This window comes from Scytonema sp. UIC 10036, assembly GCF_009725235.1.
Genome location: NZ_WJFC01000110.1, coordinates 1 through 24,388, shown reverse-complemented (window position 1 = coordinate 24,388; position 24,388 = coordinate 1). Strand labels below are relative to the sequence as shown.

General features: G+C 41.8%; 27 protein-coding genes and 3 pseudogenes. 18 read left to right on the top strand and 12 right to left on the bottom strand.

Annotated features, from left to right (window positions below):
- Positions 1 to 1,452 carry an ATPase domain-containing protein gene (locus F7734_RS37105; protein ID WP_155749472.1) on the bottom strand — a complete coding sequence of 484 codons (1,452 nt, stop codon included), beginning with the start codon at positions 1,450 to 1,452 and terminating at the stop codon, positions 1 to 3.
- 410 nt (positions 1,453 to 1,862) lie between these two features.
- Between F7734_RS37105 and F7734_RS37100 the strand changes: the two genes are divergently transcribed.
- Positions 1,863 to 3,308: a response regulator gene (locus F7734_RS37100; protein ID WP_155749471.1), complete on the top strand. Its 1,446-nt coding sequence runs from the start codon at positions 1,863 to 1,865 to the stop codon at positions 3,306 to 3,308.
- Between the two features lie 82 nt (positions 3,309 to 3,390).
- On the opposite strand, the pseudogene F7734_RS37095 reads toward F7734_RS37100, so the two are convergent.
- Positions 3,391 to 3,631: pseudogene (locus F7734_RS37095) on the bottom strand (Uma2 family endonuclease); the annotation flags it as partial.
- Positions 3,632 to 4,270: 639 nt separating this feature from the next.
- Between F7734_RS37095 and F7734_RS37090 the strand changes: the two are divergent.
- The 5 genes and pseudogenes from F7734_RS37090 to F7734_RS37070 all read left to right on the top strand — a co-directional run.
- On the top strand, positions 4,271 to 4,567 hold the full coding sequence (locus F7734_RS37090; RefSeq protein WP_207714300.1) for a hypothetical protein: 297 nt from the start codon (positions 4,271 to 4,273) through the stop codon (positions 4,565 to 4,567).
- Positions 4,568 to 4,642: 75 nt separating this feature from the next.
- The gene (locus tag F7734_RS37085; protein WP_155749469.1) at positions 4,643 to 4,891 is read left to right on the top strand and encodes a hypothetical protein; all 249 of its coding nucleotides are present in this window, start codon (positions 4,643 to 4,645) and stop codon (positions 4,889 to 4,891) included.
- Positions 4,876 to 5,025 carry a hypothetical protein gene (locus F7734_RS37080; RefSeq protein WP_155749467.1) on the top strand — a complete coding sequence of 50 codons (150 nt, stop codon included), beginning with the start codon at positions 4,876 to 4,878 and terminating at the stop codon, positions 5,023 to 5,025. The genes F7734_RS37085 and F7734_RS37080 overlap by 16 nt, the downstream gene beginning before the upstream one ends.
- Positions 5,026 to 5,029: 4 nt before the next feature.
- A complete protein-coding gene (locus F7734_RS37075; protein ID WP_155749466.1) occupies positions 5,030 to 5,374 on the top strand; it encodes a DUF2281 domain-containing protein in 345 nt (114 codons plus the stop codon).
- Positions 5,374 to 5,571: pseudogene (locus tag F7734_RS37070) on the top strand (type II toxin-antitoxin system VapC family toxin); the annotation flags it as partial. The gene F7734_RS37075 and the pseudogene F7734_RS37070, both read left to right, overlap by 1 nt.
- Positions 5,572 to 5,667: 96 nt before the next feature.
- Here F7734_RS37070 and F7734_RS65655 read toward each other — a convergent pair.
- Positions 5,668 to 5,796: pseudogene (locus tag F7734_RS65655) on the bottom strand (MerR family DNA-binding transcriptional regulator); the annotation flags it as partial.
- Between the two features lie 79 nt (positions 5,797 to 5,875).
- Here F7734_RS65655 and F7734_RS37060 point away from each other — a divergent pair.
- Positions 5,876 to 6,103: a PIN domain-containing protein gene (locus tag F7734_RS37060; RefSeq protein WP_243147295.1), complete on the top strand. Its 228-nt coding sequence runs from the start codon at positions 5,876 to 5,878 to the stop codon at positions 6,101 to 6,103.
- Between the two features lie 324 nt (positions 6,104 to 6,427).
- A complete protein-coding gene (locus F7734_RS37055) occupies positions 6,428 to 6,991 on the top strand; it encodes a Uma2 family endonuclease (protein ID WP_155749487.1) in 564 nt (187 codons plus the stop codon).
- Between the two features lie 4 nt (positions 6,992 to 6,995).
- Here F7734_RS37055 and F7734_RS37050 read toward each other — a convergent pair whose 3' ends face one another.
- The 5 genes from F7734_RS37050 to ndhC all read right to left on the bottom strand — a co-directional run bounded on the left by F7734_RS37050 (position 6,996) and on the right by ndhC (position 9,453).
- Entirely contained in the window at positions 6,996 to 7,253 is a 258-nt protein-coding gene (locus F7734_RS37050; RefSeq protein WP_155749465.1) for a hypothetical protein, read from the bottom strand.
- A gap of 172 nt (positions 7,254 to 7,425) precedes the next feature.
- Positions 7,426 to 7,692 carry a hypothetical protein gene (locus F7734_RS37045; protein ID WP_155749464.1) on the bottom strand — a complete coding sequence of 89 codons (267 nt, stop codon included), beginning with the start codon at positions 7,690 to 7,692 and terminating at the stop codon, positions 7,426 to 7,428.
- A 150-nt stretch (positions 7,693 to 7,842) separates the two neighbouring features.
- Entirely contained in the window at positions 7,843 to 8,370 is a 528-nt protein-coding gene (locus F7734_RS37040) for an NAD(P)H-quinone oxidoreductase subunit J (protein ID WP_166482392.1), read from the bottom strand.
- Entirely contained in the window at positions 8,363 to 9,100 is a 738-nt protein-coding gene (locus F7734_RS37035) for an NADH dehydrogenase subunit K (RefSeq protein WP_155749463.1), read from the bottom strand. The genes F7734_RS37040 and F7734_RS37035 overlap by 8 nt, the downstream gene beginning before the upstream one ends.
- The gene (ndhC, locus tag F7734_RS37030; protein ID WP_038082265.1) at positions 9,091 to 9,453 is read right to left on the bottom strand and encodes a photosynthetic/respiratory NAD(P)H-quinone oxidoreductase subunit C; all 363 of its coding nucleotides are present in this window, start codon (positions 9,451 to 9,453) and stop codon (positions 9,091 to 9,093) included. The genes F7734_RS37035 and ndhC overlap by 10 nt, the downstream gene beginning before the upstream one ends.
- 198 nt (positions 9,454 to 9,651) lie before the next feature.
- Here ndhC and F7734_RS37025 point away from each other — a divergent pair, with 198 nt between their 5' ends.
- The 6 genes from F7734_RS37025 to F7734_RS37000 all read left to right on the top strand — a co-directional run bounded on the left by F7734_RS37025 (position 9,652) and on the right by F7734_RS37000 (position 11,902).
- Positions 9,652 to 9,987, top strand: coding sequence for a rubredoxin (locus F7734_RS37025; RefSeq protein WP_155749462.1), 336 nt, complete (start codon positions 9,652 to 9,654; stop codon positions 9,985 to 9,987).
- Positions 9,988 to 10,066: 79 nt separating this feature from the next.
- Positions 10,067 to 11,086 carry a photosynthesis system II assembly factor Ycf48 gene (locus tag F7734_RS37020; RefSeq protein WP_155749460.1) on the top strand — a complete coding sequence of 340 codons (1,020 nt, stop codon included), beginning with the start codon at positions 10,067 to 10,069 and terminating at the stop codon, positions 11,084 to 11,086.
- A gap of 103 nt (positions 11,087 to 11,189) precedes the next feature.
- A complete protein-coding gene (gene psbE / locus F7734_RS37015; protein WP_155749459.1) occupies positions 11,190 to 11,441 on the top strand; it encodes a cytochrome b559 subunit alpha in 252 nt (83 codons plus the stop codon).
- A gap of 9 nt (positions 11,442 to 11,450) precedes the next feature.
- Entirely contained in the window at positions 11,451 to 11,579 is a 129-nt protein-coding gene (gene psbF / locus F7734_RS37010) for a cytochrome b559 subunit beta (protein ID WP_155749458.1), read from the top strand.
- Between the two features lie 9 nt (positions 11,580 to 11,588).
- Complete coding sequence (locus F7734_RS37005; protein ID WP_072040825.1) at positions 11,589 to 11,708, top strand: photosystem II reaction center protein L; 120 nt, start codon at positions 11,589 to 11,591, stop codon at positions 11,706 to 11,708.
- Between the two features lie 74 nt (positions 11,709 to 11,782).
- A complete protein-coding gene (locus F7734_RS37000) occupies positions 11,783 to 11,902 on the top strand; it encodes a photosystem II reaction center protein J (RefSeq protein ID WP_015209608.1) in 120 nt (39 codons plus the stop codon).
- Positions 11,903 to 12,000: 98 nt separating this feature from the next.
- Here F7734_RS37000 and F7734_RS36995 read toward each other — a convergent pair whose 3' ends face one another.
- Both F7734_RS36995 and F7734_RS36990 read right to left on the bottom strand, forming a co-directional pair.
- Positions 12,001 to 12,114, bottom strand: coding sequence for a photosystem I reaction center subunit VIII (locus tag F7734_RS36995; RefSeq protein ID WP_155749457.1), 114 nt, complete (start codon positions 12,112 to 12,114; stop codon positions 12,001 to 12,003).
- A gap of 237 nt (positions 12,115 to 12,351) precedes the next feature.
- Entirely contained in the window at positions 12,352 to 14,796 is a 2,445-nt protein-coding gene (locus tag F7734_RS36990; RefSeq protein ID WP_155749456.1) for a hypothetical protein, read from the bottom strand.
- A 621-nt stretch (positions 14,797 to 15,417) separates the two neighbouring features.
- Between F7734_RS36990 and F7734_RS36985 the strand changes: the two genes are divergently transcribed.
- A complete protein-coding gene (locus tag F7734_RS36985) occupies positions 15,418 to 15,894 on the top strand; it encodes a GNAT family N-acetyltransferase (protein WP_207714298.1) in 477 nt (158 codons plus the stop codon).
- Between the two features lie 322 nt (positions 15,895 to 16,216).
- Here the strand turns inward: F7734_RS36985 and F7734_RS36980 are convergent, their stop codons facing one another.
- Positions 16,217 to 17,818, bottom strand: coding sequence for an NERD domain-containing protein (locus tag F7734_RS36980; RefSeq protein ID WP_155749485.1), 1,602 nt, complete (start codon positions 17,816 to 17,818; stop codon positions 16,217 to 16,219).
- 269 nt (positions 17,819 to 18,087) lie between these two features.
- Between F7734_RS36980 and F7734_RS36975 the strand changes: the two genes are divergently transcribed.
- Positions 18,088 to 18,882: a Uma2 family endonuclease gene (locus F7734_RS36975; protein ID WP_155749455.1), complete on the top strand. Its 795-nt coding sequence runs from the start codon at positions 18,088 to 18,090 to the stop codon at positions 18,880 to 18,882.
- A gap of 169 nt (positions 18,883 to 19,051) precedes the next feature.
- Here F7734_RS36975 and metH read toward each other — a convergent pair whose 3' ends face one another.
- Positions 19,052 to 22,588 carry a methionine synthase gene (gene metH / locus F7734_RS36970; protein WP_155749454.1) on the bottom strand — a complete coding sequence of 1,179 codons (3,537 nt, stop codon included), beginning with the start codon at positions 22,586 to 22,588 and terminating at the stop codon, positions 19,052 to 19,054.
- Between the two features lie 704 nt (positions 22,589 to 23,292).
- Here metH and F7734_RS36965 point away from each other — a divergent pair.
- Complete coding sequence (locus F7734_RS36965) at positions 23,293 to 23,538, top strand: hypothetical protein (protein ID WP_155749453.1); 246 nt, start codon at positions 23,293 to 23,295, stop codon at positions 23,536 to 23,538.
- Positions 23,539 to 23,787: 249 nt separating this feature from the next.
- Positions 23,788 to 24,078, top strand: coding sequence for a hypothetical protein (locus tag F7734_RS36960; RefSeq protein WP_155749452.1), 291 nt, complete (start codon positions 23,788 to 23,790; stop codon positions 24,076 to 24,078).
- Positions 24,079 to 24,388 lie beyond the last annotated feature (310 nt).

Sequence of the window (24,388 nt, the reverse complement as noted above, 5' to 3'; positions counted from 1 at the left end):
TTACTTTAATTGCGAGTCATGACCTACCCATTCTGGTGTCCCGCTCAGAATTCGCCGCAAACTATGAAGTGGTTTACCAACTTTAATTCCATAACGAGTGATTTCAATTTCCCGCAAAGTTTTTTCAAAATCTGATAACCGTTTCTTTAGGACCCCAATCGCCTTTCGCATTTGACCCTGAACTTCTATGTAACGCAAGAACACGATGCTATCAGCTAAGTAACTAATGCCTAACTCAGTAGCACGAAATTCTCCCGTAATATGCTCCGTTTCATTAATCAGCAGTACTGTGACACCCATGTTCTGCAAATACTTACATAAAGCATGAAGATGCCTGACTAAATTTTCCCCTCTTAAAGAAAGCCTGTAGCCTGCAATACTATCAAGCATAACGATTCTGGCTTGTTTCTCTTCTACCTCATGCCGCACCAAACGCGCAAACCGATCGGGTGCTAATTGCAACAGTGCCACCTCTACAATTGACAATGTACCTTTCTGCTTCATGACAGATAAGGGGATATTTATGGATTCAGAACGATGTAGCAAAGTATCTTCTGCTTCCTCAAAAGTATAAATCACCGATCGCTCGCCCCTTAGAGCAGCTTCTTTCATAAACTGCAAACCTAAAGTTGTTTTACCGACTCCCGTTGCACCCGTTATCAGCGTGACGGTACCTCTTTCCAACCCACCGTGCAGCATTTCATCAAGTTCTGGAACACCAGAAGGAATCATTTGAGCAACAAACTCCTGCTTGTAGACTTCCGGTTGCAAACGCGGAAAAACTTCCATACCCGTCTTTGTCAACTCCATGGAGTGGAAACTGTGTTGAAAGTCCGAACCCCGAAACTTAGTCACACAAACACTTCTACCTAATCGAGAGTGGCTGAGGTAGATAACGCCATCGCTAATAAATTGCAAGTCATCATCAGGACTGGTGTCAGTTCCTTCTGAGGAAAACATCACAGTAGCACCTTGTGATAGAAGAAAGCGGATAAACGATAGCACTTGTTTGCGAAATAAAAAAGCGTCGTTAGATAGGTAGCGAAACTGAGTGACAGCATCAAGAAAAACCCGTGATGGTTTTTTCGTTTCTACTTCCTCAACTATTCTTTTAGTGGTAGGTTCTCGTTCAACTTCAGCCGGAGAAAATATGTCGTAGGTTTGTACTTGGGTAAAAAATTCAGTATTTGGGCTGAGGTCGAGAAAGCTGATACATTCCGCGTCTATGTTTAAAGATTTGGCATTGTCACGAATTTGCTCGGCGGCTTCCCCCAATGTAATGTACAAACTGCTTTCCCCTTGTGCAACTCCAACAGCTAGAAAATGCAATCCCAAGGTAGTTTTACCTACACCAGGTCCGCCCCGTATGAGATAAGCTCGGTTTGGAAGTAGACCTCCATACAAAACTTCGTCCAGACCTGAAACTCCAGTAGACAGGCGTTGTTTAACCATTTGGTGGGTAGTAACGATAAAAATTAAAATATTATTAATATTTTGAATTAATTAATAGAAATTAGGGAAAATGTTAATTTTATTTACATTAATGTATAGTATTGTTAAGCAGCCAAAACAAAATTAACTCTAAATCTAAAAACCCGGTTGCTCTAGCAAAACCGAGTCTCTGAAGATGTGCATTTTGCGTTTGACACAAACTTTGTCAGCACTCCCCTACCTACGTATTCTTCATGAAATCTTATAAAACACTGAAACTTAGATCGCATAATATTTTCTTTTATACAAAAGAAATCAAATATTATGTCTGGGGACTTAAACGCGATTTAGGCAAATCAGAAGGACTTTGTGAAATGCAAAATTTCAGCAGAACTGCCTTGCTTGCAGGCTGTTAAAGAGAACATAAACGTATGCTACCTCAATCCCCATCCATAGCTTCAAAAGTTGATATTCTGATTGTTGACGATGAACCAACCAACTTACGAGTTTTATCTACGATTGTGCGATCGCACGGCTATCAAGTTAGACAAGCTACTAGCGGGATTGTAGCTCTGAGAGCAATACGCATACAGCCACCGGATCTCATTCTTCTTGATATTCTGATGCCAGAAATGGATGGGTATCAGGTTTGCGAACAATTGAAATCAAATTCTCAGACTAGGGATATTCCTATCATTTTTCTAAGTTCCTTAGTATCTGGGATGGATAAGGCAAAAGCATTTCAATTGGGAGGAGCAGACTATATCGCCAAACCATTTCAAATTGAAGAAGTTTTAGCAAGAATAGATTATCAACTGACACTTCGGACTCTGCAAGTTCAGCTTCAGCACAAAAACGAGCAACTTAGAGAGCAAAATGAGCAACTCAAACAAGAAATGAAAATTCGTCAGCAAACGGAAGTAGAACTCCGACTTTCAGAAGCACAATTACAAGCCAGAACTCAGCAACTTCAGCAAGCTTTAGATGAACTCAAGTTGACTCAAACACAGCTTGTCCAAAGTGAAAAAATGTCCAGTTTGGGGCGAATAGCTGCAGGGATAGCTCACGAAATCAACAATCCGATCGGCTTTATCTATGGCAATCTAGATTACGCTTCTGAATACATGAAAGTGTTAAGGAATATTATCAACTTATACAATCAGCATTATCCTCAGCCACATCCAGAAATTTTAAACACAATACAAGTTTCTGAACTCGATTTTGTGCTTCAAGATTTCCCAAAGGTACTTGAGTCAATGCAAGTGGGAGCAGAAAGAATTCGAGATATTGTTTTGTCAATGCGTTATTTTTCAAGTGGCGAGCAAGCTTATACTCAGCAAGATGATATTCACAAAGGTTTAGACAGCGCACTAGTCATCTTACAAAGCCGTATCAAAGAACAAACCAACCGAGTGGCAATTGAAGTGAAGAAAGAATATGGAGAAATTCCTTCAGTCAATTGTTATCCAGGACAATTAAATCACGTCTTTATGAATCTTTTAAGCAACGCGGTAGATGCTATAGAGGAGAAGCTAAAAATTTTGGAAGAACCTTTTCACCCAGTCATAAAAATTTGTACGCAGTTAAGCAATTCTAGTAAAGAATGTCAAGACCAAAATATAAAATGGGTAGAAATTCGGATTGTTGACAATGGCATCGGCATAGGACCTCAAATTCAAAGTTCCATATTCGATCCCTTTTTTACCACAAAGCCTGTAGGAAAAGGAACGGGGCTGGGGTTATTTATCAGTTACTCTATAATTGTGGAGCAACATGGCGGTCAATTGCTGTGTAATTCGGAAATTGGAAAAGGCACAGAAATACTCATACGGCTTCCAGTAGAAGTTCCTCAAGCGGTAAAATCTGGGTATCATTAAGTAATTAACCGGACATGATGCCGCAAGGAGTTGTACGATACATGATGATGATGCGATCGCGAAACCCTTTTCATCGCATAACTCATTCAAGTAACCAACCAAACAAGCCCTCTACAGAAAGATTAAAGTCTTCAGCAAATTCTGGCGCTGGCAAACGTGCTTTTGGTTCATCGTAAAAAGTGGCGCTTCGATCTGGCGCGTAAACAAATACGGATTGTTCCTCTGGATCGATTAGCCAATCCCATCTGAGTTCCATGCTGAAGGCAATGCAAAATATTTTTGGTAACTTTAGTTTGACTTTGCTGGGGAGATAAGATTTCAATTCAAAGAACAACTTCTTTGCTTTGCAAAGGATGCGACTAGGGCTGTTAAATTGCCATAAAACGTCACCGATCCTGGCACCAAATTTGTCTTCTAAAACATCCTACATTTCGGTCAACATTTGTTCGGCTTCATTACAGATAGCAAAGGTATTCCCATCTACAGTAGTAACGCTTTGCTTGATCTAGTCATCTACATCATAAAACACCTGCTCAGTGATAGGTATGCTAACCCTAATTCCTTTACCGATGATGATAATAACTCCAATTGTGGTTTTGCTCCATATGTGTTTGTTGGAGAGCACTGTCTTATTCTTGTTGCACGATGTTGGCAGCTATAATGGTTATAGTGCGATGTCGATATAAATTTTTCACAAACGAGCTAAGATGGCTACAGAGACTAATAATAAAATTTTAGTAATAAGGGGAAACAGTAATCGTACATAAATTTTCTGGTCAAAAAGTATCAGATATCATCAAAAGCAAAAAGGCTAATATAAAACAAGCGCCGCTCCCAGAAGGCTCACCAAATTGGGAAGAGTTTTGTGAAATGTTTTGGGAAGATATAGAAGCAGGAGTCGCAGCAACTAAACCAGGATTTAAAATTGTTCGCAAGTTATTAAGCGATAAGAGGTTTGATAAATGAAAAGTAATGGTTTTAGCAAATTAATCAAATTTTTAAATCAATTGGAACAGAAAAAAATTAGTTACACATTAGCTCACAATCGTGATGAAACCGTCATGCTGAATATAGCTGTTCCTGGTGAAAGATGGGAGGTTGAGTTTTTTGAAGATGGTTCAATAGAAGTAGAAAAATTTATCAGCAATGGTGAAATTTTGGGTGAAGAAGTTTTGAACGATTTATTGGCTGTGTATTTAAATTCAGATGAGCCTGGTATTGAACTTCACTACAATTCTAAACTAGCAAATGCAACATAAGACACTGTTTTTTCTCTTAAACAGACTGGTATAACTGGATTTCTCACAAAGTCTGAGAAAAGAGGCGCTCTAGCGATGGCGAAAGATGTAGCGATCGTTAATTCTATCCGTTCCAATTCTGCCAAAATGATTGATACGGCAGACGCTTGTGTTTTCTATTTAGAAACAGGTGTGTGGCAGCAAAAACAGAAATTGCAACCACGGGATTTGCATTACGAAAACTACTTTGGTTTCTGTACTCCTATTGATGGCGAGTGGGTTTTTAGCACCGCTGCTTGGGCAAATAATTCCCTCTTCCGCCGATTTGGGTGCAGAACGTCTTAGTTAGTGCTGAAAAAGGAATCCAAAGAATTGTTGTTGAAGTTAAGAGTGGACAGTATGATGCAGTTGTTATAGTTGATTCTCCAGATGTGCTTGGCAAAACAGCTACAATGGAAGTCATGCTAGCAGAGGATTAATTATATGACGATTAAAGAACGCCTGCTCCAAGAAATTGAATCCTCACCGGAGCCTCTCTTAGAAGAAACTCTTGATTTTCTACGCTTTTTGAAAACCCAGCGAGCAGAAGGAAAAAAAGATACGCAACACCCACATATTCAACTAGAAACAGCAGGTTCTGAAACCCTAAATCAACCACAAGAAAACCCGATAGATAGTTCTCAACTACCCTACCGTCAAGCTTCTGGCCGTTCCATCCTCAGACACGCAGGCACTTGGGCAGGTGATGACTTCGATAAGTGTCTTCAGTCTGTTTACGCAACTCGTGGCAAAGCCAAATTCGATGATGACTTAAATCCTTTTGAGTGATGTACTTATTAGATACAAATCACTGTAGTGCTATCATTCTTGGCGAACCAAACGTCATTCGTCGAATAACTGAGGCTGGAGAATTAAACATCGCTACTTGCGTAATTGTGCAGGGAGAACTTACATATATGATGGAAAATTCTGCACAAAAGGAAACTAATGTCGCTTCTTTGACAGAATTTCTTGAAGATATACGCATCTACAATATAACAGAGGACACGGCTAATATTTACGCTACAATAGAGAATGGTTTTTCGTTGTTTTGTGTTTGTTGGGTCAAGAACGCTGTCGATGTCGTATCTTCTATGCCCTGCAGGAGTTCTAATTGTACGAATTCTTCCGGCTTTGTCCCAGTCTCTGAGTGTTTTTTCCGAGACTTGGAGGATTTGCATCGCTTCTCGCGGTGTAACATATCTTGTCATATTTTCTGTGGGATTACTTATTTAATAATACCACAGTTAGTAAGATATTTCCGGTAATTTCTAAAAACTATTATGTATTTTGGCTTCTAGTCGTTACGGTCAGATCAAAGCTGCTTTGATGAGACAATTTGGTCCCAAGGAAAAAAGCAAGCGGAGAAAAACTCAGGTAACAGACCTAGGCTTTGATGAAAATGACCTTTGGATTGCGGCTATAGCCTTACAACACGGTCTTACTATTGTATCAGCTGATAGCGACTTTCAGAGAATTCAACAAGTGAGAACATTGTCTGTTGAGTCTTGGTTGTAAATTTTATGTGCTGGGAGAGATTGAGGTTATTAGCAATATTAAACCCCTATTCCGCACCACAACTGCCACACGACATTACCTCTCTGATATCATGCCCGGTAGCATAACCATGCGGAAAAGTGTCTTAATTTCTTAGCGCCTTTGCGACGGCAGGCGCTTCAACTGGTGGTAACCACAAGCTAGCGCTGCCTCGTCTTTGCGTGAGTTTTATTCAGGGTATATAAGCAGACATGATATGACTAATATTTTTCCATCTAAGCCATGAAATCAAGAGGTAAAATAAGGATTGAAACTGCTCTGACGGTCTTGGAGACAAACCCCAATATGGTACAAGCCGCATCCAATATACTGACATTGGAGGAGTTTCTACACCTACCAGAAACTAAACCAGCCAGCGAGTACATTGATGGTCACGTTATTCAAAAACCCATGCCACAAGGGAAACATAGTTTAATTCAAGGAGAACTTGTACCTGCCATCAATCTTGTAGTCAAGCCTAAGCGTTTAGCACGTGCATTTCCTGAGTTATGTTGCACTTTTGGCGATCGCTCAATCGTACCGGATATTGCAGTTTTTGTATGGAGCAGGATTCCGCGTGATGAGAACGGGGAAGTTGCCAATGCATTTTCCATCTCGCCAGATTGGACAATTGAAATTTTGTCTCCCGATCAAAGCCAGACAAAAGTCACGAAAAATATTCTTCATTGTTTGAAGCACGGAACCCAAATGGGTTGGTTGATCGATCCGGAAGAGCAAACGGTGTTTGTTTATCGTCCCAAGCAAGAAACAGAGGTTTTTGATGAACCAGATGCTCTGCTTCCCGTGCCATCTTTTGCAAGTGAGCTAAAACTGACAGTTAAAGAATTGTTTGCTTGGTTGTTAGAATGAGCAGTTATCCTATCATATACTCCTCATCAATCTGAGTCCACATTTTAGCATCTTTACAGGAAATCTTAAAATTGGCATGGTCGAGAATGCTCTGTTTTACAGCCGCCCATGCTTCTATTTGAACATATGTAGACGTAAGTTCTGTTATTCTGTCTCCCCAATCTTCAAGGGTTAAACAATTTATTAAATTTGGTTTAAAAAATTTGATAACCACTGCTGGATATTGACTAGCCCAAGCAGCCAGATCGGATGCAGTTACCACTCTAGATGGTGGTGCTGAAGAGTTAAGCTTTTTAGCTTCTCTATCAAGAATCTGCTCCCATTCACTTCTCTTTACAGGGGGAAGATCGTCGCAAATACAAAAGCGCTAGCCATAACCTCTTTGAACGAGCTGTTTGGCATAGGATTTATTAATTTCTTCGCAAAGCTCTGAATCAGATTATGTTACTATAACTCGTCGCTTTAGATTGCCAACAGGTAGCTACACCCATCCAACCTATAAGATTAGCAGGCATAGGTTGACGAACTTCGCTATCAACTCCTCTATCACCAAGATTTGTCCGTAGATTTGTTGATACCTCTGATATAGGCATACTTTCAGCATATGCTTGTGCTCTAATTAGAGAGTCAACAAATTCACTGAAGCGATCGCTACCTGGTGTTTTTAAGGAGAAAATATCGTAGGAGTTAATTGTCCACATTCATCTAAACATTAATCTACACGAATATAGCTTGGGAAAGTCTACCTAAGTACAGGAGGCGGAGCCTCCAAAAAAGGCATTCCCAGGCGGAGCCTGGGAACGAGGGTGAGACCGTGTGTGGTCACTGCTCACTGGTCAGGTGGTCACTGTTTAATAAGCGTCCTGTAATTCGTAGAAGTCGGGTGAGATGTAATCTTTACGTAGGGGCCAACCAACCCAATCTTCTGGCATCAAAAGCCGCTTGAGGTTGGGGTGTCCTTCGTAAATAATGCCGTACATATCAAAAGATTCCCGTTCTTGCCAGTCTGCTGTTTTCCAAATCCAGTAAACTGAGGGAACTCTGGGATTTTCTCTCGGCAAAAATACCTTGATTCTGACTTCCTCTGGGCGATCGGCATTATCACTGACTTTAATCAAATGATACATACTGACTAACTGTTGCCCCGGTCCCAAGTCAATGCCACACTGACATTGCAGGTAGTTAAATCCGTAAGCATACAGAGCAGTGCAGAGGGGCAGTAAAAAATCTGGCTCTACCTTAACGACCTCTATACCGTTGTGGTCTGCTTCTAGAGACTCATGAGCGAACTCATTTTCTGTCAACCACTGAGATACTTTACCTGCTTTTACCAGTGACTGTTCGCCAGCTGGTACTGGTTTTGATTCTTCTTCAGCCACGGTTTGTTTCCTCCTTCTTCGCTTTTTCTGTCAGGAGAGCAGGTGGTACTGGGAGACCGATCGCTTCTGTTAATTCCTTCGGTGGTGCAACACGGGTATCAGAAAGCAAGTACTGACCCGTATGAATTTGCTCGGTTGGGTTGAGTTTGTGAGTGGTACTGTAATAGCGGTGTTTTTGCTTGGTGCGATTCCGCTCTTGAATGGAATCATCCGCTATTTTCTTCCGCAATTTGATAATCGCGTCAATAATTGCTTCCGGACGTGGCGGACAACCGGGTAAGTAAACATCTACCGGAATCAGCTTATCAACTCCACGCACTGCAGAGGGAGAGTCCACGCTGAACATACCGCCAGTAATCGTGCAAGCACCCATGGCAATTACGTACTTGGGTTCTGGCATTTGTTCGTAAAGACGTACCAACTGGGGTGCCATCTTCATGGTGATTGTGCCTGCTGTAATAATTAAGTCAGCTTGGCGGGGACTCGAACGGGGAATCAAACCAAAGCGGTCAAAGTCAAATCGGGAACCAATAAGAGCTGCAAATTCAATGAAGCAGCAAGCAGTGCCAAACAGCAAAGGCCACAAGCTTGAAAGCCGTACCCAATCGTAAAGGTCGTCAACAGTAGTCAGGATAACGTTTTCTGACAAATCTTGGGTGACTGTAGGACGCTCAATCGGGTTGAGGATGCGCTCTTTCTGCTGCTGCTCTATATTTGTATCTAAGACCATTCCAAAGCTCCTTTACGCCATGCGTAAACTAGGGCAACTACAAGAATTGCTATAAAAATGAGGGCTTCAATAAATGCCAACAGCCCGAGGCGATTGAAAGCTACTGCCCATGGGTATAAAAATACGGTTTCTACGTCAAAAACGACGAAGACAAGAGCAAACATGTAGTAGCGGATGTTGAACTGAATCCAGGCTCCACCGATGGGTTCCATACCAGATTCATAGGTGGTGCGCCGTTCTGGGTTGCGACCGCTCGGTCGCAGGAGCTTGGACGCTGATAGAGCCAAGGCAGGCACTAGGCTACAGATAATGAGGAAGCCTAGGAGGTACTCGTAACCGCTGAGGACAAACACAATAAGTTTCTACCGCTTGATAGTGCAATTAACTCTGTTAACCTTATTTCACATTATATCTATATTGATTTTCCTAAATGTCCGCTCGGCAGAACTCGCGATGATTTGATTCGTTTTGGCTTGAGATAGAAAATTCCAACACTTGTGTCATAATTTTTAACATATGTTTAATATTTCCTTTTCACTAATGCCTGAGCCATGAGCGAACAAGCTGTTGCCAACACTGCGTTAGATAGGTACGAATGCCGCGCCTGCGGCTACGTTTACGAACCCCAGAAAGGTGACGACAAGCACGATATTGCCCCAGGAACCTCCTTCGAGGAACTGCCCAACAATTGGAAGTGTCCGGTTTGTAGTGCCAAGAAAGTTGCTTTTACCAATATAGGTCCTGCGGGTACTGCATCGGGCTTCCAAGAGAACCTGAAATATGGCTTGGGTGTCAATACCTTGACTCCAGGACAGAAAAACTTGCTGATTTTTGGTGCTTTGGCTATTGCTTTCTTGTTTTTTATGAGTCTTTATGGCTTAAAGTAAAAATGCTCTTCAAAGCCTTTAGGTCTGCATTTTCACAGAATTAGGTAAACAAATTTAGATTAGAAACTGACGAATAGAAATGTTTTCAATTGCAAAATCTTGGCAGCGTTTATTAGCTTTATTTGCAGTTATCCTTGTGTGCGTGGGTTGTAGTAAGGTTCCTTCAACTGCTTACAACCCTTGGGAAGTGATTTCTGTGCCAACAGAGGCAAAACTCCTAGATATTGCCTTTAGCGACCCCCAACACGGTTTTTTGGTGGGTAGCAATGCTACTCTGTTGGAAACTAAAGACGGTGGTTCCACTTGGCAACCTATAGAAGTACAGCTCGAAGACCAACGCTATCGTTTTAACACTGTTGGTTTTTTGGGCAAGGAGGGCTGGATAGCAGGAGAACCTTCTTTGTTACTCCATACCACGGATGCAGGTCATTCTTGGTCGCGTATTCCTCTTAATGAAAAACTACCAGGTAACCCTATTAAGATTGTTGCTTTGGGACAGTACTCTGCTGAAATGGCAACAGACGTAGGCGCTATATACAAAACTACCGATGGCGGGCTGAATTGGAAAGCTCAGGTAGAACAAGCTGTTGGGGTGGTTCGTAACATGAAACGCTCTCCAGATGGGAAATACGTTGCTGTTTCTGCTAAGGGTAACTTCTACTCCACTTGGGAACCAGGGCAAACTGCTTGGGTTCCTCACAATCGGAACAGTTCTCGGCGCGTCGAAAACATGGGATTCACGAGCGATGGGCAAATGTGGATGCTAGCACGGGGCGGTCAAATTCAGTTTAGCGACCCAGCAGACCCAGAAAAGTGGCTTGATGCTCAATTTCCAGAACTTTCCACAAGTTGGGGTTTACTGGATTTAGCTTATCGCGACAGCAATGAAATTTGGCTGGGTGGCGGTAGCGGTAATTTGATGCGTAGCTCTGACGGCGGCAAAACTTGGGAAAAAGACCGTGACGTTGAAAGTGTCCCCGCGAATTTCTACAAAATTGTTTTTTTCAATCCAGAACAAGGTTTTGCAATTGGCGATCGCGGTGTTTTACTAAAATATAATTCTAGTGTTGCAACTGCTGCCAAGTCTGAAGCAGCCTAGGTATTTATCCTGTTTTCTGAGAAAGAGGTTACATTGTGTAACTCTTTCTTAACTTTGTAGGATAATGATCTCAATAGCAATCTTTTTGAAGGTAGGGATATAAATGTCAGGCACTACTGGAGAACGTCCATTTGGGGACATCATTACTAGCGTTCGTTACTGGGTAATCCACAGCATCACCATTCCCGCACTCTTTGTTGCAGGTTGGTTGTTTGTCAGCACGGGCTTGGCATACGATGTGTTTGGAACACCCCGCCCTAACGAGTATTACACGCAAGTACGGCAAGAGTTGCCCATTGTGAATAACCGTTTTGATGCAAAAAAACAAGTACAGCAATTTAGTAATACAAAGTAGTTTCAAATTATGACAAGCGGAAATCAACCAATTACCTATCCCATTTTTACGGTTAGATGGCTTGCCGTTCACACCCTAGCAGTACCAACCGTCTTCTTTTTGGGTGCCATTGCTGCGATGCAGTTTATTCAACGCTAGGAGAGAATCATGGATAGAAATACCAATCCCAACAATCAGCCGGTTGAGTTGAACCGGACTTCATTATATCTAGGACTACTACTCGTCTTTGTTCTAGGGATTCTGTTTTCCAGTTACTTCTTTAACTAACTGGAGCGAAAGTTATCCGTAGAGTGCTGGATGTCTGAAATTGTCTTGTGTATTCGTTAAGGGAGGAAAAAGCAGTGTCTGGAAGTGGCAGAATTCCCCTATGGGTTGTAGCGACAATCGCAGGGTTAGGCGTAATTACCGTTGTAGGTATTTTCTTTTACGGCGCTTACGCTGGTCTCGGTTCTTCTATTTAACTAATAGTTAATGGTTAGTGGTTAGTGGTTAGTGGTTAGTAGTTTATTGTGACAAATAACTACTAACTACCAACGACTAACCACTATCTATTTGCTAATTAACCAATATCGTCACGTTCAATGTATAGCAACATAAACGCCGATACAACAGCAGGAATTAAAAAACCTGTCAGGGGTACAAAAATGGCAGACAAGTATGAAGCTGAGTACATACAGATTATTCCTCTTAAATTAAGCAACAATTCATTTAGGAGCTTACTGCAAATTATGCCCTGTTTTTTTGAACTCTAAAGATTTTTAACAAATTTCGCCTCAGCCTCCCTCGTTCCCAGCTCAAGCTGGGAATGACTGCACGGAGGCTCCACCTCCTGAAATGGAGTCGAGTTAGAGCCTCGCTGTCTGCATTCCCAGGCAGCAAGCAGCCCAGGAACGAGCACAAACAAATTTGTTCAAATTCCTAAAAGCTCATCTGGACGGAAATTGGGTAAGTCTGGAGGAACAACGGTTCGTTGTATGGAAACTTTGTCGCTCTCTTGTTTGGTAGCCATGTCTACTGCGATCGCTTCTAACCGAATGTCCAGACACCCATAAGGAACGTTGATATGAATGAGTTCTTCCATACCGCCTGAAATCAGAGGTAGGAAATTTATCAACCAACGGGGACCGTCTATTAACTGGCGAGTTTGGCAATCTTCTACCCAGAACTTCACAGCTAATTCAGGGCGTCGTTCCGCTAGCCGCACCCGTAACATGACGGATTTGCCAGAAATCAGTTCGCCTTTTGGTAAGTATATTTGGGGAACTGGTAGCGGTTGTGCGATCGCCGATACCACAGACAATAGGACAGGTACATCTGATGCGGTTTGTTCCTCTTGCTGTAAAAGAGCGGGTGTTGAACTCTCAGTCAATAGTTCATCAAAATTATCATCGTCTACCACTATCTCTTTTGCCAACGAGGTTAGTCGTGCTTTGCTGTAATGGGGAGTGGTAACGGGTAGGTTATCCGTTGGTTTTACAGATATTTCATCGACGACATCTGCTACAACATTTGTTGCAACTTCTTGCTGTATGACTGTATCCGCTTCTGAGTTTTCCGCGTCCTGGTGTTCCTCTGTCTGCACTTCCTCTGGTAGCTTCTGGGCGTTCTCCTGTGCTCGCGTCTCCTTTTCCTCTTCTACCGAGATAGGGACAGTATCAATATCATAGTAGTCTTGGTCTCTTAAATTAATTGGCTCGGGTACAGCATACCCTTGACTTTGCATCCACTGTTTAATCAGAGGGGACGTGCGGGGGGCACCTGTGACTATTAATTCAGAACTGGAAGCAGGAAAAATTTCTGTTAGCGATCGCTTTTGAGGTTCTCTCTCTTCTTCTACCAATGGCGATGAATTTTGCTCTGGAGATTCAAATTGGGCTTGTGTCTCTTCAACCATGGGTTGAGAGATACTTTGTTCAAAAGGCTCGTTTTGAATTTGTGTGTCTCCTTCCTCTAATTGAGCGGAATCTCCATTGGGAGTTTCAACCAGCGCCTGTTGATTGTTAAGTGGTTGAAAATTAAATAATTCCAGAGGTTTACTCTCAACTTTTTGCCCGTCATCGATAAAAGCTTTGATTCGTCTTAAATATGGAAAAGTAGTGCTGCGAGTTCTTACATAACCAATATCATCTGCACTAGACAAAGCGGGAACGGCAGCACTAGGGGCGATCGTCTTATTTTGCAACGAAGCAATTCTCGGCAATTGAGGTGCTGATTGGCGGCTAGAATCCTTATTAATTTTTGGTGGTAGAGTTTTGTTAGGAATGGGATTTACAGCAATAGGCTCAGATGTTTTTCCTGTTTTAACGAGATTAAAAAATTCCAAACCTATAAGTTTATTTGACTTTTTAGCTTCAGATGTATCAAGCAACTCAATTTCTTGAGTATCTTCTACTATGTCTCGTTCTTTATAAGATGCAGCGCTTATTGCTAATAAATCTGCCACATCTGCTGTAATTGTAAAAGACTCTCTGGCTAACAGTAGAGTATTGCTACCCAACGAAATTGTGCCATACAAACTCATTTCTGCTAAAATCAGTTTAGATGCACATTCAAGAGGAATTTCAACAGAGCATCTTACATGAAAGGGTAACAACTTTTCTGGTAAAGACTGACGCACTCTTCTGATTAATTCAGAACCTTGGGGTGAGTATAGTTCTATTCTAATTTCACCGCTATAAATTCTTTCATAATGAGTTGATTCTTTTAACTTGACACACCCATTAACTGTAAGAGTTTGCCCCCAAGATACAGTGTAGATTTCCTTATCCAGAGTCAGAGAAAGGGGACATTCGAGTACAGAGGTTAAAGTATCGTCAGCAGTTTCTTCGTCCTCTAGTACTGCTTCCGAATCTGGTAAAGCTAATTCAATCAAATTGTTTAAAATTTGCTCTGCTGTTTCTCCTTTTAGCCATACCGGGTTAACAGGCTGAATATCTTCCTCCTGTTCGCTCTCACTATCAGCAGCAAGTACCTCCTTACTTTCTTGTCCCGCTTGCCCAATTGTTACCTTAGGAAGGACTTGCAACCGAACATCCTGTTGCCAAGATGTACCGAGAACTTCTGACATCAGATCGCTCGAACAACGCAACTCCCAAATTCCTGGCTTAAGATAGGTAAAAGGAATCACTGCCATTAAGCCATCAGAATTTATGCGACGCGATCGCCTTTGGATGCGCCGCTTGGGTGGCATCTCTAAAGTCGAGGTATGAGCGATGCGTACCTCCACATCCATACTGGTACGGTTCGAGCGAGCGACAATTCTGTAGCGCCCCTCGATAATCTCCTCGTTGGGTGATTCCAATGGACGCCACGAGCGATCGCCTTGTTGCTGAATGAGAAATTGCCAGTTTTCCATTGTGACTGATGCAGGAACTATAAAGCCGCCTTAGGTATGACTTACAAGAGCTTGCTGACAGTTTAGCTTAATGCACTGCCTAAAGAGTTGTTTTTTTATCCAAGTAATTGCAAGATTTTTGTAAGGTGGCAGCAATTTAAATAAATTCAACACGCCCACGCATATCTTCTACATCTAACCACTCCATAAATCAACCCATCCTTTAGAAAAAGAACTTTGCAAATACTCTTGACGCCTCACTATCGGCTCATCTTCGCACAACCTGTATTTGCTTTATGCTATCCTAATATACTTTCAGCATTGATGTGCGATCGCTAACCATGAGGAGCACCTGAAAACTTATGTATTATTTTTGTAACACATACGGAGTTTCTGTTACAATGTTATTGGTACCCTGTATAACTGGAGTCCACACCTATATGTGAATTGAACCATACTCAGATAGTTAACTTGATGCCGTCAAGAGTCTTTCGCTTCGGGCATGAACTCCGATCTTTGATTTGATACAGAAAGCGATGGACTAATACCTATGTTTGCCACTCAACGGCAAGTAAGGCGATGGGTTGCAATTCAACCAAAGTCCTATATCTAAATAGATTCAGCATAAATAGTGGCACAGTAATGATGAGTAATAATTTGATGTTGGAAAACTCTTCTACCCCCATCTTCACCATTGCCCAGGTTTTGGCAGAATCATTTAGTGATAACCCCAGCTTTAACCTTGTCTTCGATCAAAATTCCAATCGTTTATCGGCTATGTATGCCTTCTTCGAACCACTTGTGGCTGATGCCAGCAAACGCGGCAAAATTATCATGGCACCCAATTCGCAAGGTGCTTGTATTTGGTATCCAGCGGAAGTGGAAATTTTTAACGAACAATTTGAGCAAGTGTTGATGGAAATTATTAAGAACATTACCAAATTTGCAGGAGAAGAATCCGCTCAACGTTTTCAACATCTGATCGAACAAGTCGGTAATAACGAACCGCAACAAAGCCATTGCGAAGTGTTTTTTATTGGGTTGAAACCATCCGCACGGGGAAAGGGCATCGGTCAAAATTTACTCAAACCCGTCCTCGATTACGCAGATAAAAACTAGCATCCGTGTTATCTTGTTTCCTCCAGTTCTCGCAATATTTCCTTCTACGAACGCCATGGTTTTGAAAAATATTGCTCCATTAAGATTAGCGACACCTACTCTATGACGGGTATGTGGCGAGATTTTATTAGTAACTAACAAACTCATACTAATTCAGTAAGTCGAAAGGTGTGAATTTTATGACAATATTTGCAGGCAACTAGTAGTGTAGATGTCTTGAGTTAACTGCAGTTTATCGGTTGCATAAGTCCGGATAAAGTACGAAGGTGCATTACACAGTGTTAACGCACCCCCTATAGCGTTTAATTAAAACGTTATTTTCTTAAACATTTGCTTGGAGAACAATCAAGTGGTGACGAGCACGAGAAGCACCTACATACATTAATTTCTGATGTTGTGAATTATTGGGATCGGTTTCTACTAAAATAACTACTTTACTCTCAAGCCCTTTAAAGTAATAGATGGTGTTGCAAAGAATTTCATTTCGATTAGTGTCAGGCTCTGCTTTAATACGAAATTGTCCTACCATTTGATTTTGTAGCGAGGCTTTGCGTCTGGTTGTTAAAATCACAATGTCCTTGGCGGCAAAACCCTTATCAATAACTAGATGGTGAAGAAGGCGACTAAGTATATTTTTGAGTTGAGTATCGCCTGTATAATGGTACCTTTCTACATCCTGCCCTATTGGGCATAAAGATGCGATTGAGTTGGGGTCTGGGTGAAATTTTAGAACATACTCGTGTATTTTTTGAGTATTACGACAGTTTTTGTTTAAGGCAAAGGGAGCTTCTTCTAAAGGAGGTTTCCAACCAGCATTATAAATGTTTTGATTGCTATCATAAAAGAAATAGAAAATGCCATCGTCTGGTTCATTAAGTAACAGCTTGAGTGCATACCACCAATTTTCATGAAAATCTTGTCCTTCATCGACTATCACTGCATCTACATGCCATTTTATTTTATCAGCAGCTTGTATAAGACGCTCTGGATAAATTTCTCTAAAAAGTTGCTCTTGAGAAAACTGTTCTTTATTTGGAGCAAGAGCAGCTTGATGAAATAATTTTTCACATAATCCATGAAAGTTGTAGACGTGTAGATTTGGTTTCCAACCAAGAGTCTTAGCCATGAATTGAGCCAAGCTTTTATTGAAACAGGTTAGTAAAACGCTAAATCCCTGTTCTTGAAGACGGCGGGCTTTTTCCAGTGCCAATAAAGTTTTGCCTGAACCAGCACAACCACTGATAGCTACACGTCGATAACTTGTTATAAAATCTAGCATACCGATTTGTTGTTCGGTTAGCTCTATGAAAGCACTATCATCGTGATGTGGTGGTAGTTTGCGAGAATTTGGTGCAATTACTTTGATAAGGTCTTTAATACTTTTTGCATCGAAACTATTCCTATACCGATTTGTTGGTGGATTTTCACCATGCCAATAGTTCAAGATTTCCTGCACCCAACCTGATAAATTGTTTAACTGGGGGCGATCGAGTATAATGTTTCGAGGAGCATCTAAAGGTAAGCTACCATTGACTTCAACATCTGGAAATGCGACTGCGTGTCCTATAGGAATCCAAAGACTCTTCCAATAAGACAGTTCCTTAAGGCGATTAATTAGATTGTGTTTGCTAGTACACGCTTGTTGAAAAGGATCTTTGATACGGGTTTGGTTGCTATACCAGTTGCCTTCTCTGCCGTTGTAGCAAATTTCGCCTCCTTTGACTTCTAGGACTAAAATACCTAAATTGGGACAAGCTATCACAAAGTCAACTTCACCATCTTTGGCTCCGTTACGAATATTACGGGCTTGCCAGCGAACTTGATGGAAGACAGTGAAATTGTCTGATAATTGTTTTTGAAATGCTTGATATAAAAACTTTTCTGCCTTGCTGTTAACATCTGAACGCAGGTTTTCAGGAAACATCTTTGCCACAAAGTACCTCAAGCTTTATTTTGCGAGACAACATAGCCCTAACTCATCAAATCTAAAGGGGCTATTTTATAGAGTTCCCTCATACTTGTACGCACTAACAGTGAGTGTGAAATATTACAAATTATCAAAAAATCACTGAGGGAGATGTTTCAGTTTCGGATGAGGCGAATCGCAGCTAATTTGTACGCACAACAGCAGATATTCATGATTTGAGCTTACAATATAAGGGATGTCATCACTTTGGGTTAGAATCGTAACTTATGTCTGAACAGCAGCTTCTAGATGCAGAGGAAATTGCTATCCCCGACATTAGCCAACTGGAAATCGAGGATGACAAACCAGTGGATAACTTTCAAAGTGAAAAGCAACAACGGCTGCTAGTAGAACCACTTTACACTAACTCGGTGCTGACAACTCCTTTCGTAGCAGGGGCAAATGTAGGACTATTCTACTCACGCAAGCAAGAACCACTTGTACCAGATGCTTTTATCAGTTTGAATGTGCAAATGCCAGCAGATTGGAGTCAAAAGCAGAATCGCAGTTACTTTGTGTGGGAGTTTGGCAAAGCACCAGAAGTGGCGATTGAAATAGTTTCCAACCGCAAAGGCAAAGAATTGGGGGCGAAGAAAGAAGATTATGCTCGGGTTGGAATTGCATATTATGCAGTGTTTGACCCCCTGCAACAGATTCAAGAGACTCTGCAAATGAACGGCGCACTATTGCGGGTATATGCGCTGACAGCAGGAAAATATGTAGAAATAGAATCACCTTTCTGGTTAGAAACAGTCGGGATAGGTTTAACATTATGGACAGGCACGTTTGAAGAACAACCAGGGCTGTGGTTGAGGTGGTGCGATGTCAAGGGAGATGTCATTCCAACAGGAAAAGAATTAAGCGAGCGAGAACGACAACGAGCTGAGCGAGAACAACAACGAGCTGAGCAAGAACAACAACGAGCTGAGCAAGAACGGCTTCGAGCCGAGAACGAACAACAACGGGCAACTCGATTGGCAGAACGGCTAAGAGAAATGGGCGTTGACCCGGATACAATTTAAGCCCCGCCATATCCAGTTTACGGCATCAAAGGACCCCTTAATCCCCCCTTAGAAAGGGGGGAAACAGGAAATCTAGTTCCCTCCCCTTTCTAAGGGGAGGGTTAGGGTGGGGTAATTCAACTTGTGTGTACACCGTCGCTTCCCCGTATGCGGAGAAGGCGAAAAGTTACTAAGCGCTAAAGTACTTAGCTACAGGGTGATAGGTAATAATCGCCGTTGTGGACTGTTCTGGATAAAGCTGTTCGCTTTCATCCATGTATAAGTTAATGCGATCGCATCCCAACAGATCCAGTTGCTTGTACTGATCCTGAATATTCGGACAAGCCGGATACCCAAAACTATACCGCGAACCTTGGTAGCGTTGTGCCAAAACATCCCGAATATTATCCGGTTCCTCAGCCCCAAAGCCCAACTCACGACGAATGCGAGCGTGAGACCATTCAGCAAGCGCCTCCGCTACCTGCACGGCTAAACCGTGAAAATACAGATAGTCAGTGTATTGATTATTTGCAAATAACTTTTGAGCAAACTCAGTAGCAATATGCCCAACAGTCACCGCCTGCATTGGAAATACATCAATCGTTCCAGACTCCTTCGGTGCAAAGAAATCCGCAATACACAATCTCCTTCCAGACTTCTGCCTTGGAAACTCAAACTCAGCTATTACCTTAGCATCTTGGTGATTCACATCATAAAGATACAGAGTATTTCCCTTAGACTGACAAGGAAAATAACCGTAAACCACCTGCGGATGCAATAGATTTTCCCGAACAACTCGCTGCTTCCACTCCGCCAAAATTGGATAAACCTTCCCATCCAAGAAAGCCTGGTACTCCTCCTTAGATTGCTCCTTTGGCTTGCGGAACTGCCATTGTCCAGCAATCAAAGCCTGTAAATCCAAATACCAGAACACTTCCTCCAAAGAAATATCCTCTGGTTGAAGAATCTTCGTTCCCCAGAAAGGTGGGATCGGACGTTTGATATCCACCGCCACTGCTTCAGAACGTCTGGTATCAACTTCTTTTGGTTCAGTAGGTGCTTTTTCTTTAACTGCTTTCTCTTTTGAATTTTTGTGACCATTTCCTGACACTTCAGCAGCTTCAGCAAATTCACCCAAAAACCCTTGAATGTCATCCCAATTTCCAACAGATTTCGCTGGCATTAATTTATCCATGAAATTCAAGTCAGAAAATGCATCTTTGCCATAAACTACTCGACCTTTGTAAGTATTTTGGCAATCTTCATAGACAAACTTGGGAGTTAGCGCCGCACCACCCAAAATGACAGGAACCGTAATTCCTTTTTCGTTGAAAACCTCCAAGTTTTCTTTCATAAACGCAGTGGATTTCACCAATAAACCACTCATGGCAATACAATCAGCTTTGTGCTTCTCGTATGCTTCAATGATGTTTTCCACTGGTTGCTTAATTCCCAAGTTAATCACCTTGTAACCGTTATTGGACAAGATGATATCCACTAAATTTTTACCAATGTCGTGAACATCTCCCTTCACTGTCGCAATGATAAACGTACCCTTAGCATTGTTACCAGATTCTGACTTTTCCATGAGAGGTTCAAGATAAGCAACCGCCGCTTTCATGGTTTCAGCAGACTGCAATACAAAGGGTAATTGCATTTGTCCGGAAGCAAACAAATCGCCTACCACTTTCATACCATCTAGCAAGATGGTGTTGATAATATCCAAAGGAGGATAATTTTCTAAAGCCTTTGCTAGGTTTTTCTCTAAACCAATACGTTCGCCATCAATGATATGGCGCTTGAGACGTTCTTCAACAGGTAGACTTTCATCAAAACCTTTGTCTCGTTTTGTTGTGACTCCTGCAAAAACTGTTGTGAGTTCTGCTAAGGGGTCATAAGTGCAAATATCTCCCTCAAAAGAACGTTCATCATAAATCAACTTGCGGCAAATTTCTTGATGGCGTTCTTCAATTTTTGCTATGGGTAAAATTTTATTAGCACTGACGATTGCTGCATCCATTCCTGCTGCCATCGCCTCGTGTAGAAACATTGAGTTTAACACGATTCGCGCTGCAGGATTTAAACCAAAGGAGATATTGGATACTCCCAAAAGAACATGACTACCGGGCAATTCCTGACGGATGCGGCGAATGGCTTCGATCGTCGCCTTGCCGTTTTCACGGTCTTCTTCAATACCAGTAGAAATCGGGAGGGCAAGAGTATCAAAAAATATTTCTGTGGCTGGAATCCCATACTCTACAGCTTGACGGTAAGCACGTTGGGCGATCGCAAACTTTTTATCTGCTGTTCGCGCCATCCCCTCTTCGTCAATTGTACCAATAACAACACCCGCTCCGTATTTCTTGGCCAGTTCCAACACTTTCAGAAAACGGGGTTCTCCATCTTCATAGTTGGTCGAATTCAACAAACATTTACCACCTGCCACTTTTAGCCCTGCTTCCATCTTTTCCCATTCAGTGGAGTCAAGCATCAATGGCAGTGTCACATTATTAACCAATCGCGATACCAACTCGTGCATATCACACACGCCATCGCGCCCCACGTAATCAACGTTCACATCAAGGATGTGTGCGCCTTCTTTGACTTGCGCCTTTGCCATTGAAACCAAGCCATCCCAATCTTCCGCATTCAGTAATTCGCGGCACTTTTTAGAACCACTGGCGTTGAGTCGTTCCCCAACAATCAAGAAGGAATTATCTTGAGTGTAGTTTTGTGTGCTGTAAATTGACGCTGCGGCTGGTTCTAACTCAGGATGTCTGACCTTTGGCTTTAAGTCTTTGGCGATTTCTGCTAATTGTTGAATGTGTTCCGGACGTGTCCCACAGCAACCCCCTATCACTTGGACACCCAAATCTTCAACAAAATTCATCAATGCCATCCGTAATTCTACAGGCGTTAGACGGTAGTGTGCTTGACCGCCAACGTTCTCTGGCAAACCAGCATTCGGAACACAGGAAACAACAAACGGTGAATGCTCGGAAAGGTACTTTATATGCGGTTTCATCAAGTCGGGACCTGTTGCACAGTTCAGACCGAGAATGTCAATTGGGTAGGGTTCTAAAATTGTCAGTACGGCGTTGATTTCCGTCCCTACCAGCATAGTACCCATGGATTCCATAGTAACGGACACCATCAATGGACGGCGATCGCCTTTCTTCGTAAAAACTTCTTCAATACCATTCAGCGCCGCTTTAATTTGCAGTACGTCTTGGCAAGTTTCAACAATAAACAGATCGACCCCACCATCAAACAGCCCTTCCGCTTGTTCGGCGAAAGCAGCTTTCATGGTATCAAAATCAATATGCCCTAAAGTTGGCAGTTTGGTAGTTGGTCCGATGGAACCTGCGACAAAGCGAGGTTTTTCAGGGGTAGAAAATTCTGCCGCCACACTCTTTGCGAGTTCCGCAGCTGCTTTGCTCAGTTCATACGCCTTGGAAGCCAAGTCGTACTCTGCTAAAACAATAGAAGTACCGCCAAAGGTATCTGTTTCAATGACATCCGCACCAGCTGCAAGAAAGTCACGATGAACTTTTGCGACTGCTTCTGGTTTTGTGAAAACGAGGTACTCGTTACAACCTTCATACTCAGCACCACCGAAGTCCTCTGCAGTCAGGTTTTGGCTTTGCAAGTTAGTTCCCATTGCACCGTCAAAGACGATAACTGGGCGATTGGGGCTATGCAAGCGTTCTAGGAAGGGATAACTCATTTTTCGTGAGAGAAATTTAGGACAGTCAAAATAATGTTTGACTTAATCTATTATTTTCTTAAATTTTAAGATTTCGGAAGTGGAGTTTAAAAAGTTTCCAGGCTCCGCCTCCTATGTGGCGTAAGAGCGCCTCGCAGTTTGTATTCTGTACTTCTGGCTAGGAACGAGATGATACCACATGAGCGGTCTTAAACGAATGGCACGCTTGAAGTGCGACGCGGAGACTAGGGGACGCGGAGAGATTAGATAGATAAGAAAAAGTGTTGAGGGAGCAATCATAAAAATCGTTTGGTTCAGGAAGTATAGGAGGAAGCGCGAAACTCAACAAATGCTTCTAGATGTTGGGTTTCGTTCCTCAACCCAACCTACGTGTTTTGGAATTTATGTCTCAGCCCTTGTAGTATTGAGTCCTATTTGAGTTATAAAAATTATTAATCGCAAAGACGCAAAGAGCGCAAAGAGAAGAGAGAATTTTACAAATGATTTAGGATTGCTAGACAAATAACCAAGTCAGAAGTGATAAATTGAGTTAATCTGGCAATTCTCAAGTTAATATTTACTGGAAGAAATTTTTGTCTATCAAAATTGGAGTGAAAAAGTAGTATTTAGCATAATTAATGTTAACTTAATAAAACTTTAAGAATATACACAATACAAAATTTTCTTCAATAAGGACATAAGTATAATAAGATGAGGTACTAAGAATGGATGAGTATATCCTAGTAGATTGCGGCTTTTATAATGAGTTAGAGGCATTGGCAACATTGCGCCAACCATGCTGCATTATTTATCGGGGTGCGGCTGATGAGGTTGTGGAGATACAAGACCGGATTGTGGATGTTTACGCAGCAAATAAAGCTGACTTTCTTAGATTAAAAAATGGTATTGAAATTCGATCTAATCGAATTATCTCAGTCAATGGCAAGCCGATCGCCTACTGCTCAAATTAACTGGTGCTTTCTGCTCAAGGAGTGGCTTTCTGAAAAGTTCAGATCTGATGCAGAAGCTGGGTTTAAGGATAAAACTTCATTATATAAGCAAGTTTTTACAGACAAAATTTTAATTTCTTCGTTTTAAATTATATTTAAGAATGCATAAATGGGTGTACGTAATACCTAATATATAAATAGATGGTGATCGCTCGTAAAAGAATCACAGAGTTTTCAGTAACACTTAATTTGAAAGGAGAAAAATGTAATATGTCCAAGACTATCAATAATTCTCATGACTTGTTGCCTTCTAACATAAAAGAGATTCGGTTAGGTGGTACTGAACAAGAATTACAACGCAATCCCTTTTTAATCGCACGCTCAAAAATAACTGCTTTTTTGGACAGAGGTCAAGTGAAGAATAAAGTAGCAGCACAACAAGAGTCTCAAGGCACAATAGACTATGTGGATTCTACTAAAGAACAATATTATTACAATCGGTTCACAGATCGAGTTGATCCGTCTGTTTACTATACAATTTTCTTTTCTCAAAAACGCTGAAACAGCGATCGGTTAATTCTCATAATTAAAAGTAGGGAATTAGAAGCAAGAATTTATTTTTTACACAAATAAATAATGGTGCAAGTATCGTATACCTAGATCTGTCATCTCGTTCCCATCTCAAGCTGGGAATGCCTTTTAGGAGGCTCCGCCTCCCGTATTCAGAATGAACGATCTGAATCCAAAATTTTTTAAATATACTTTAAGAGTAGGCACCGATCCCAATACTGCAAGGGCTGAGAGAAATTGTAGGTTGGGTTGAGCACAAGCGTTACCCAACAAATGCCGATAAATGTTGGGTTTCGTTCCT

What these genes read in the sequence shown, in the direction of transcription:
- F7734_RS37105 (WP_155749472.1), bottom strand. Translation starts at nt 1,452, where the DNA reads ATGGTTAAACAACGCCTGTCTACTGGAGTTTCAGGTCTGGACGAAGTT.
- F7734_RS37100 (WP_155749471.1), top strand. Translation starts at nt 1,863, where the DNA reads ATGCTACCTCAATCCCCATCCATAGCTTCAAAAGTTGATATTCTGATT.
- F7734_RS37090 (WP_207714300.1), top strand. Translation starts at nt 4,271, where the DNA reads ATGAAAAGTAATGGTTTTAGCAAATTAATCAAATTTTTAAATCAATTG.
- F7734_RS37085 (WP_155749469.1), top strand. Translation starts at nt 4,643, where the DNA reads ATGGCGAAAGATGTAGCGATCGTTAATTCTATCCGTTCCAATTCTGCC.
- F7734_RS37075 (WP_155749466.1), top strand. Translation starts at nt 5,030, where the DNA reads ATGACGATTAAAGAACGCCTGCTCCAAGAAATTGAATCCTCACCGGAG.
- F7734_RS37055 (WP_155749487.1), top strand. Translation starts at nt 6,428, where the DNA reads ATGGTACAAGCCGCATCCAATATACTGACATTGGAGGAGTTTCTACAC.
- F7734_RS37045 (WP_155749464.1), bottom strand. Translation starts at nt 7,692, where the DNA reads ATGTGGACAATTAACTCCTACGATATTTTCTCCTTAAAAACACCAGGT.
- F7734_RS37035 (WP_155749463.1), bottom strand. Translation starts at nt 9,100, where the DNA reads ATGGTCTTAGATACAAATATAGAGCAGCAGCAGAAAGAGCGCATCCTC.
- F7734_RS37025 (WP_155749462.1), top strand. Translation starts at nt 9,652, where the DNA reads ATGAGCGAACAAGCTGTTGCCAACACTGCGTTAGATAGGTACGAATGC.
- F7734_RS37020 (WP_155749460.1), top strand. Translation starts at nt 10,067, where the DNA reads ATGTTTTCAATTGCAAAATCTTGGCAGCGTTTATTAGCTTTATTTGCA.
- psbE (WP_155749459.1), top strand. Translation starts at nt 11,190, where the DNA reads ATGTCAGGCACTACTGGAGAACGTCCATTTGGGGACATCATTACTAGC.
- psbF (WP_155749458.1), top strand. Translation starts at nt 11,451, where the DNA reads ATGACAAGCGGAAATCAACCAATTACCTATCCCATTTTTACGGTTAGA.
- F7734_RS37005 (WP_072040825.1), top strand. Translation starts at nt 11,589, where the DNA reads ATGGATAGAAATACCAATCCCAACAATCAGCCGGTTGAGTTGAACCGG.
- F7734_RS36995 (WP_155749457.1), bottom strand. Translation starts at nt 12,114, where the DNA reads ATGTACTCAGCTTCATACTTGTCTGCCATTTTTGTACCCCTGACAGGT.
- F7734_RS36990 (WP_155749456.1), bottom strand. Translation starts at nt 14,796, where the DNA reads ATGGAAAACTGGCAATTTCTCATTCAGCAACAAGGCGATCGCTCGTGG.
- F7734_RS36985 (WP_207714298.1), top strand. Translation starts at nt 15,418, where the DNA reads ATGATGAGTAATAATTTGATGTTGGAAAACTCTTCTACCCCCATCTTC.
- F7734_RS36980 (WP_155749485.1), bottom strand. Translation starts at nt 17,818, where the DNA reads ATGTTTCCTGAAAACCTGCGTTCAGATGTTAACAGCAAGGCAGAAAAG.
- F7734_RS36975 (WP_155749455.1), top strand. Translation starts at nt 18,088, where the DNA reads ATGTCTGAACAGCAGCTTCTAGATGCAGAGGAAATTGCTATCCCCGAC.
- metH (WP_155749454.1), bottom strand. Translation starts at nt 22,588, where the DNA reads ATGAGTTATCCCTTCCTAGAACGCTTGCATAGCCCCAATCGCCCAGTT.
- F7734_RS36965 (WP_155749453.1), top strand. Translation starts at nt 23,293, where the DNA reads ATGGATGAGTATATCCTAGTAGATTGCGGCTTTTATAATGAGTTAGAG.
- F7734_RS36960 (WP_155749452.1), top strand. Translation starts at nt 23,788, where the DNA reads ATGTCCAAGACTATCAATAATTCTCATGACTTGTTGCCTTCTAACATA.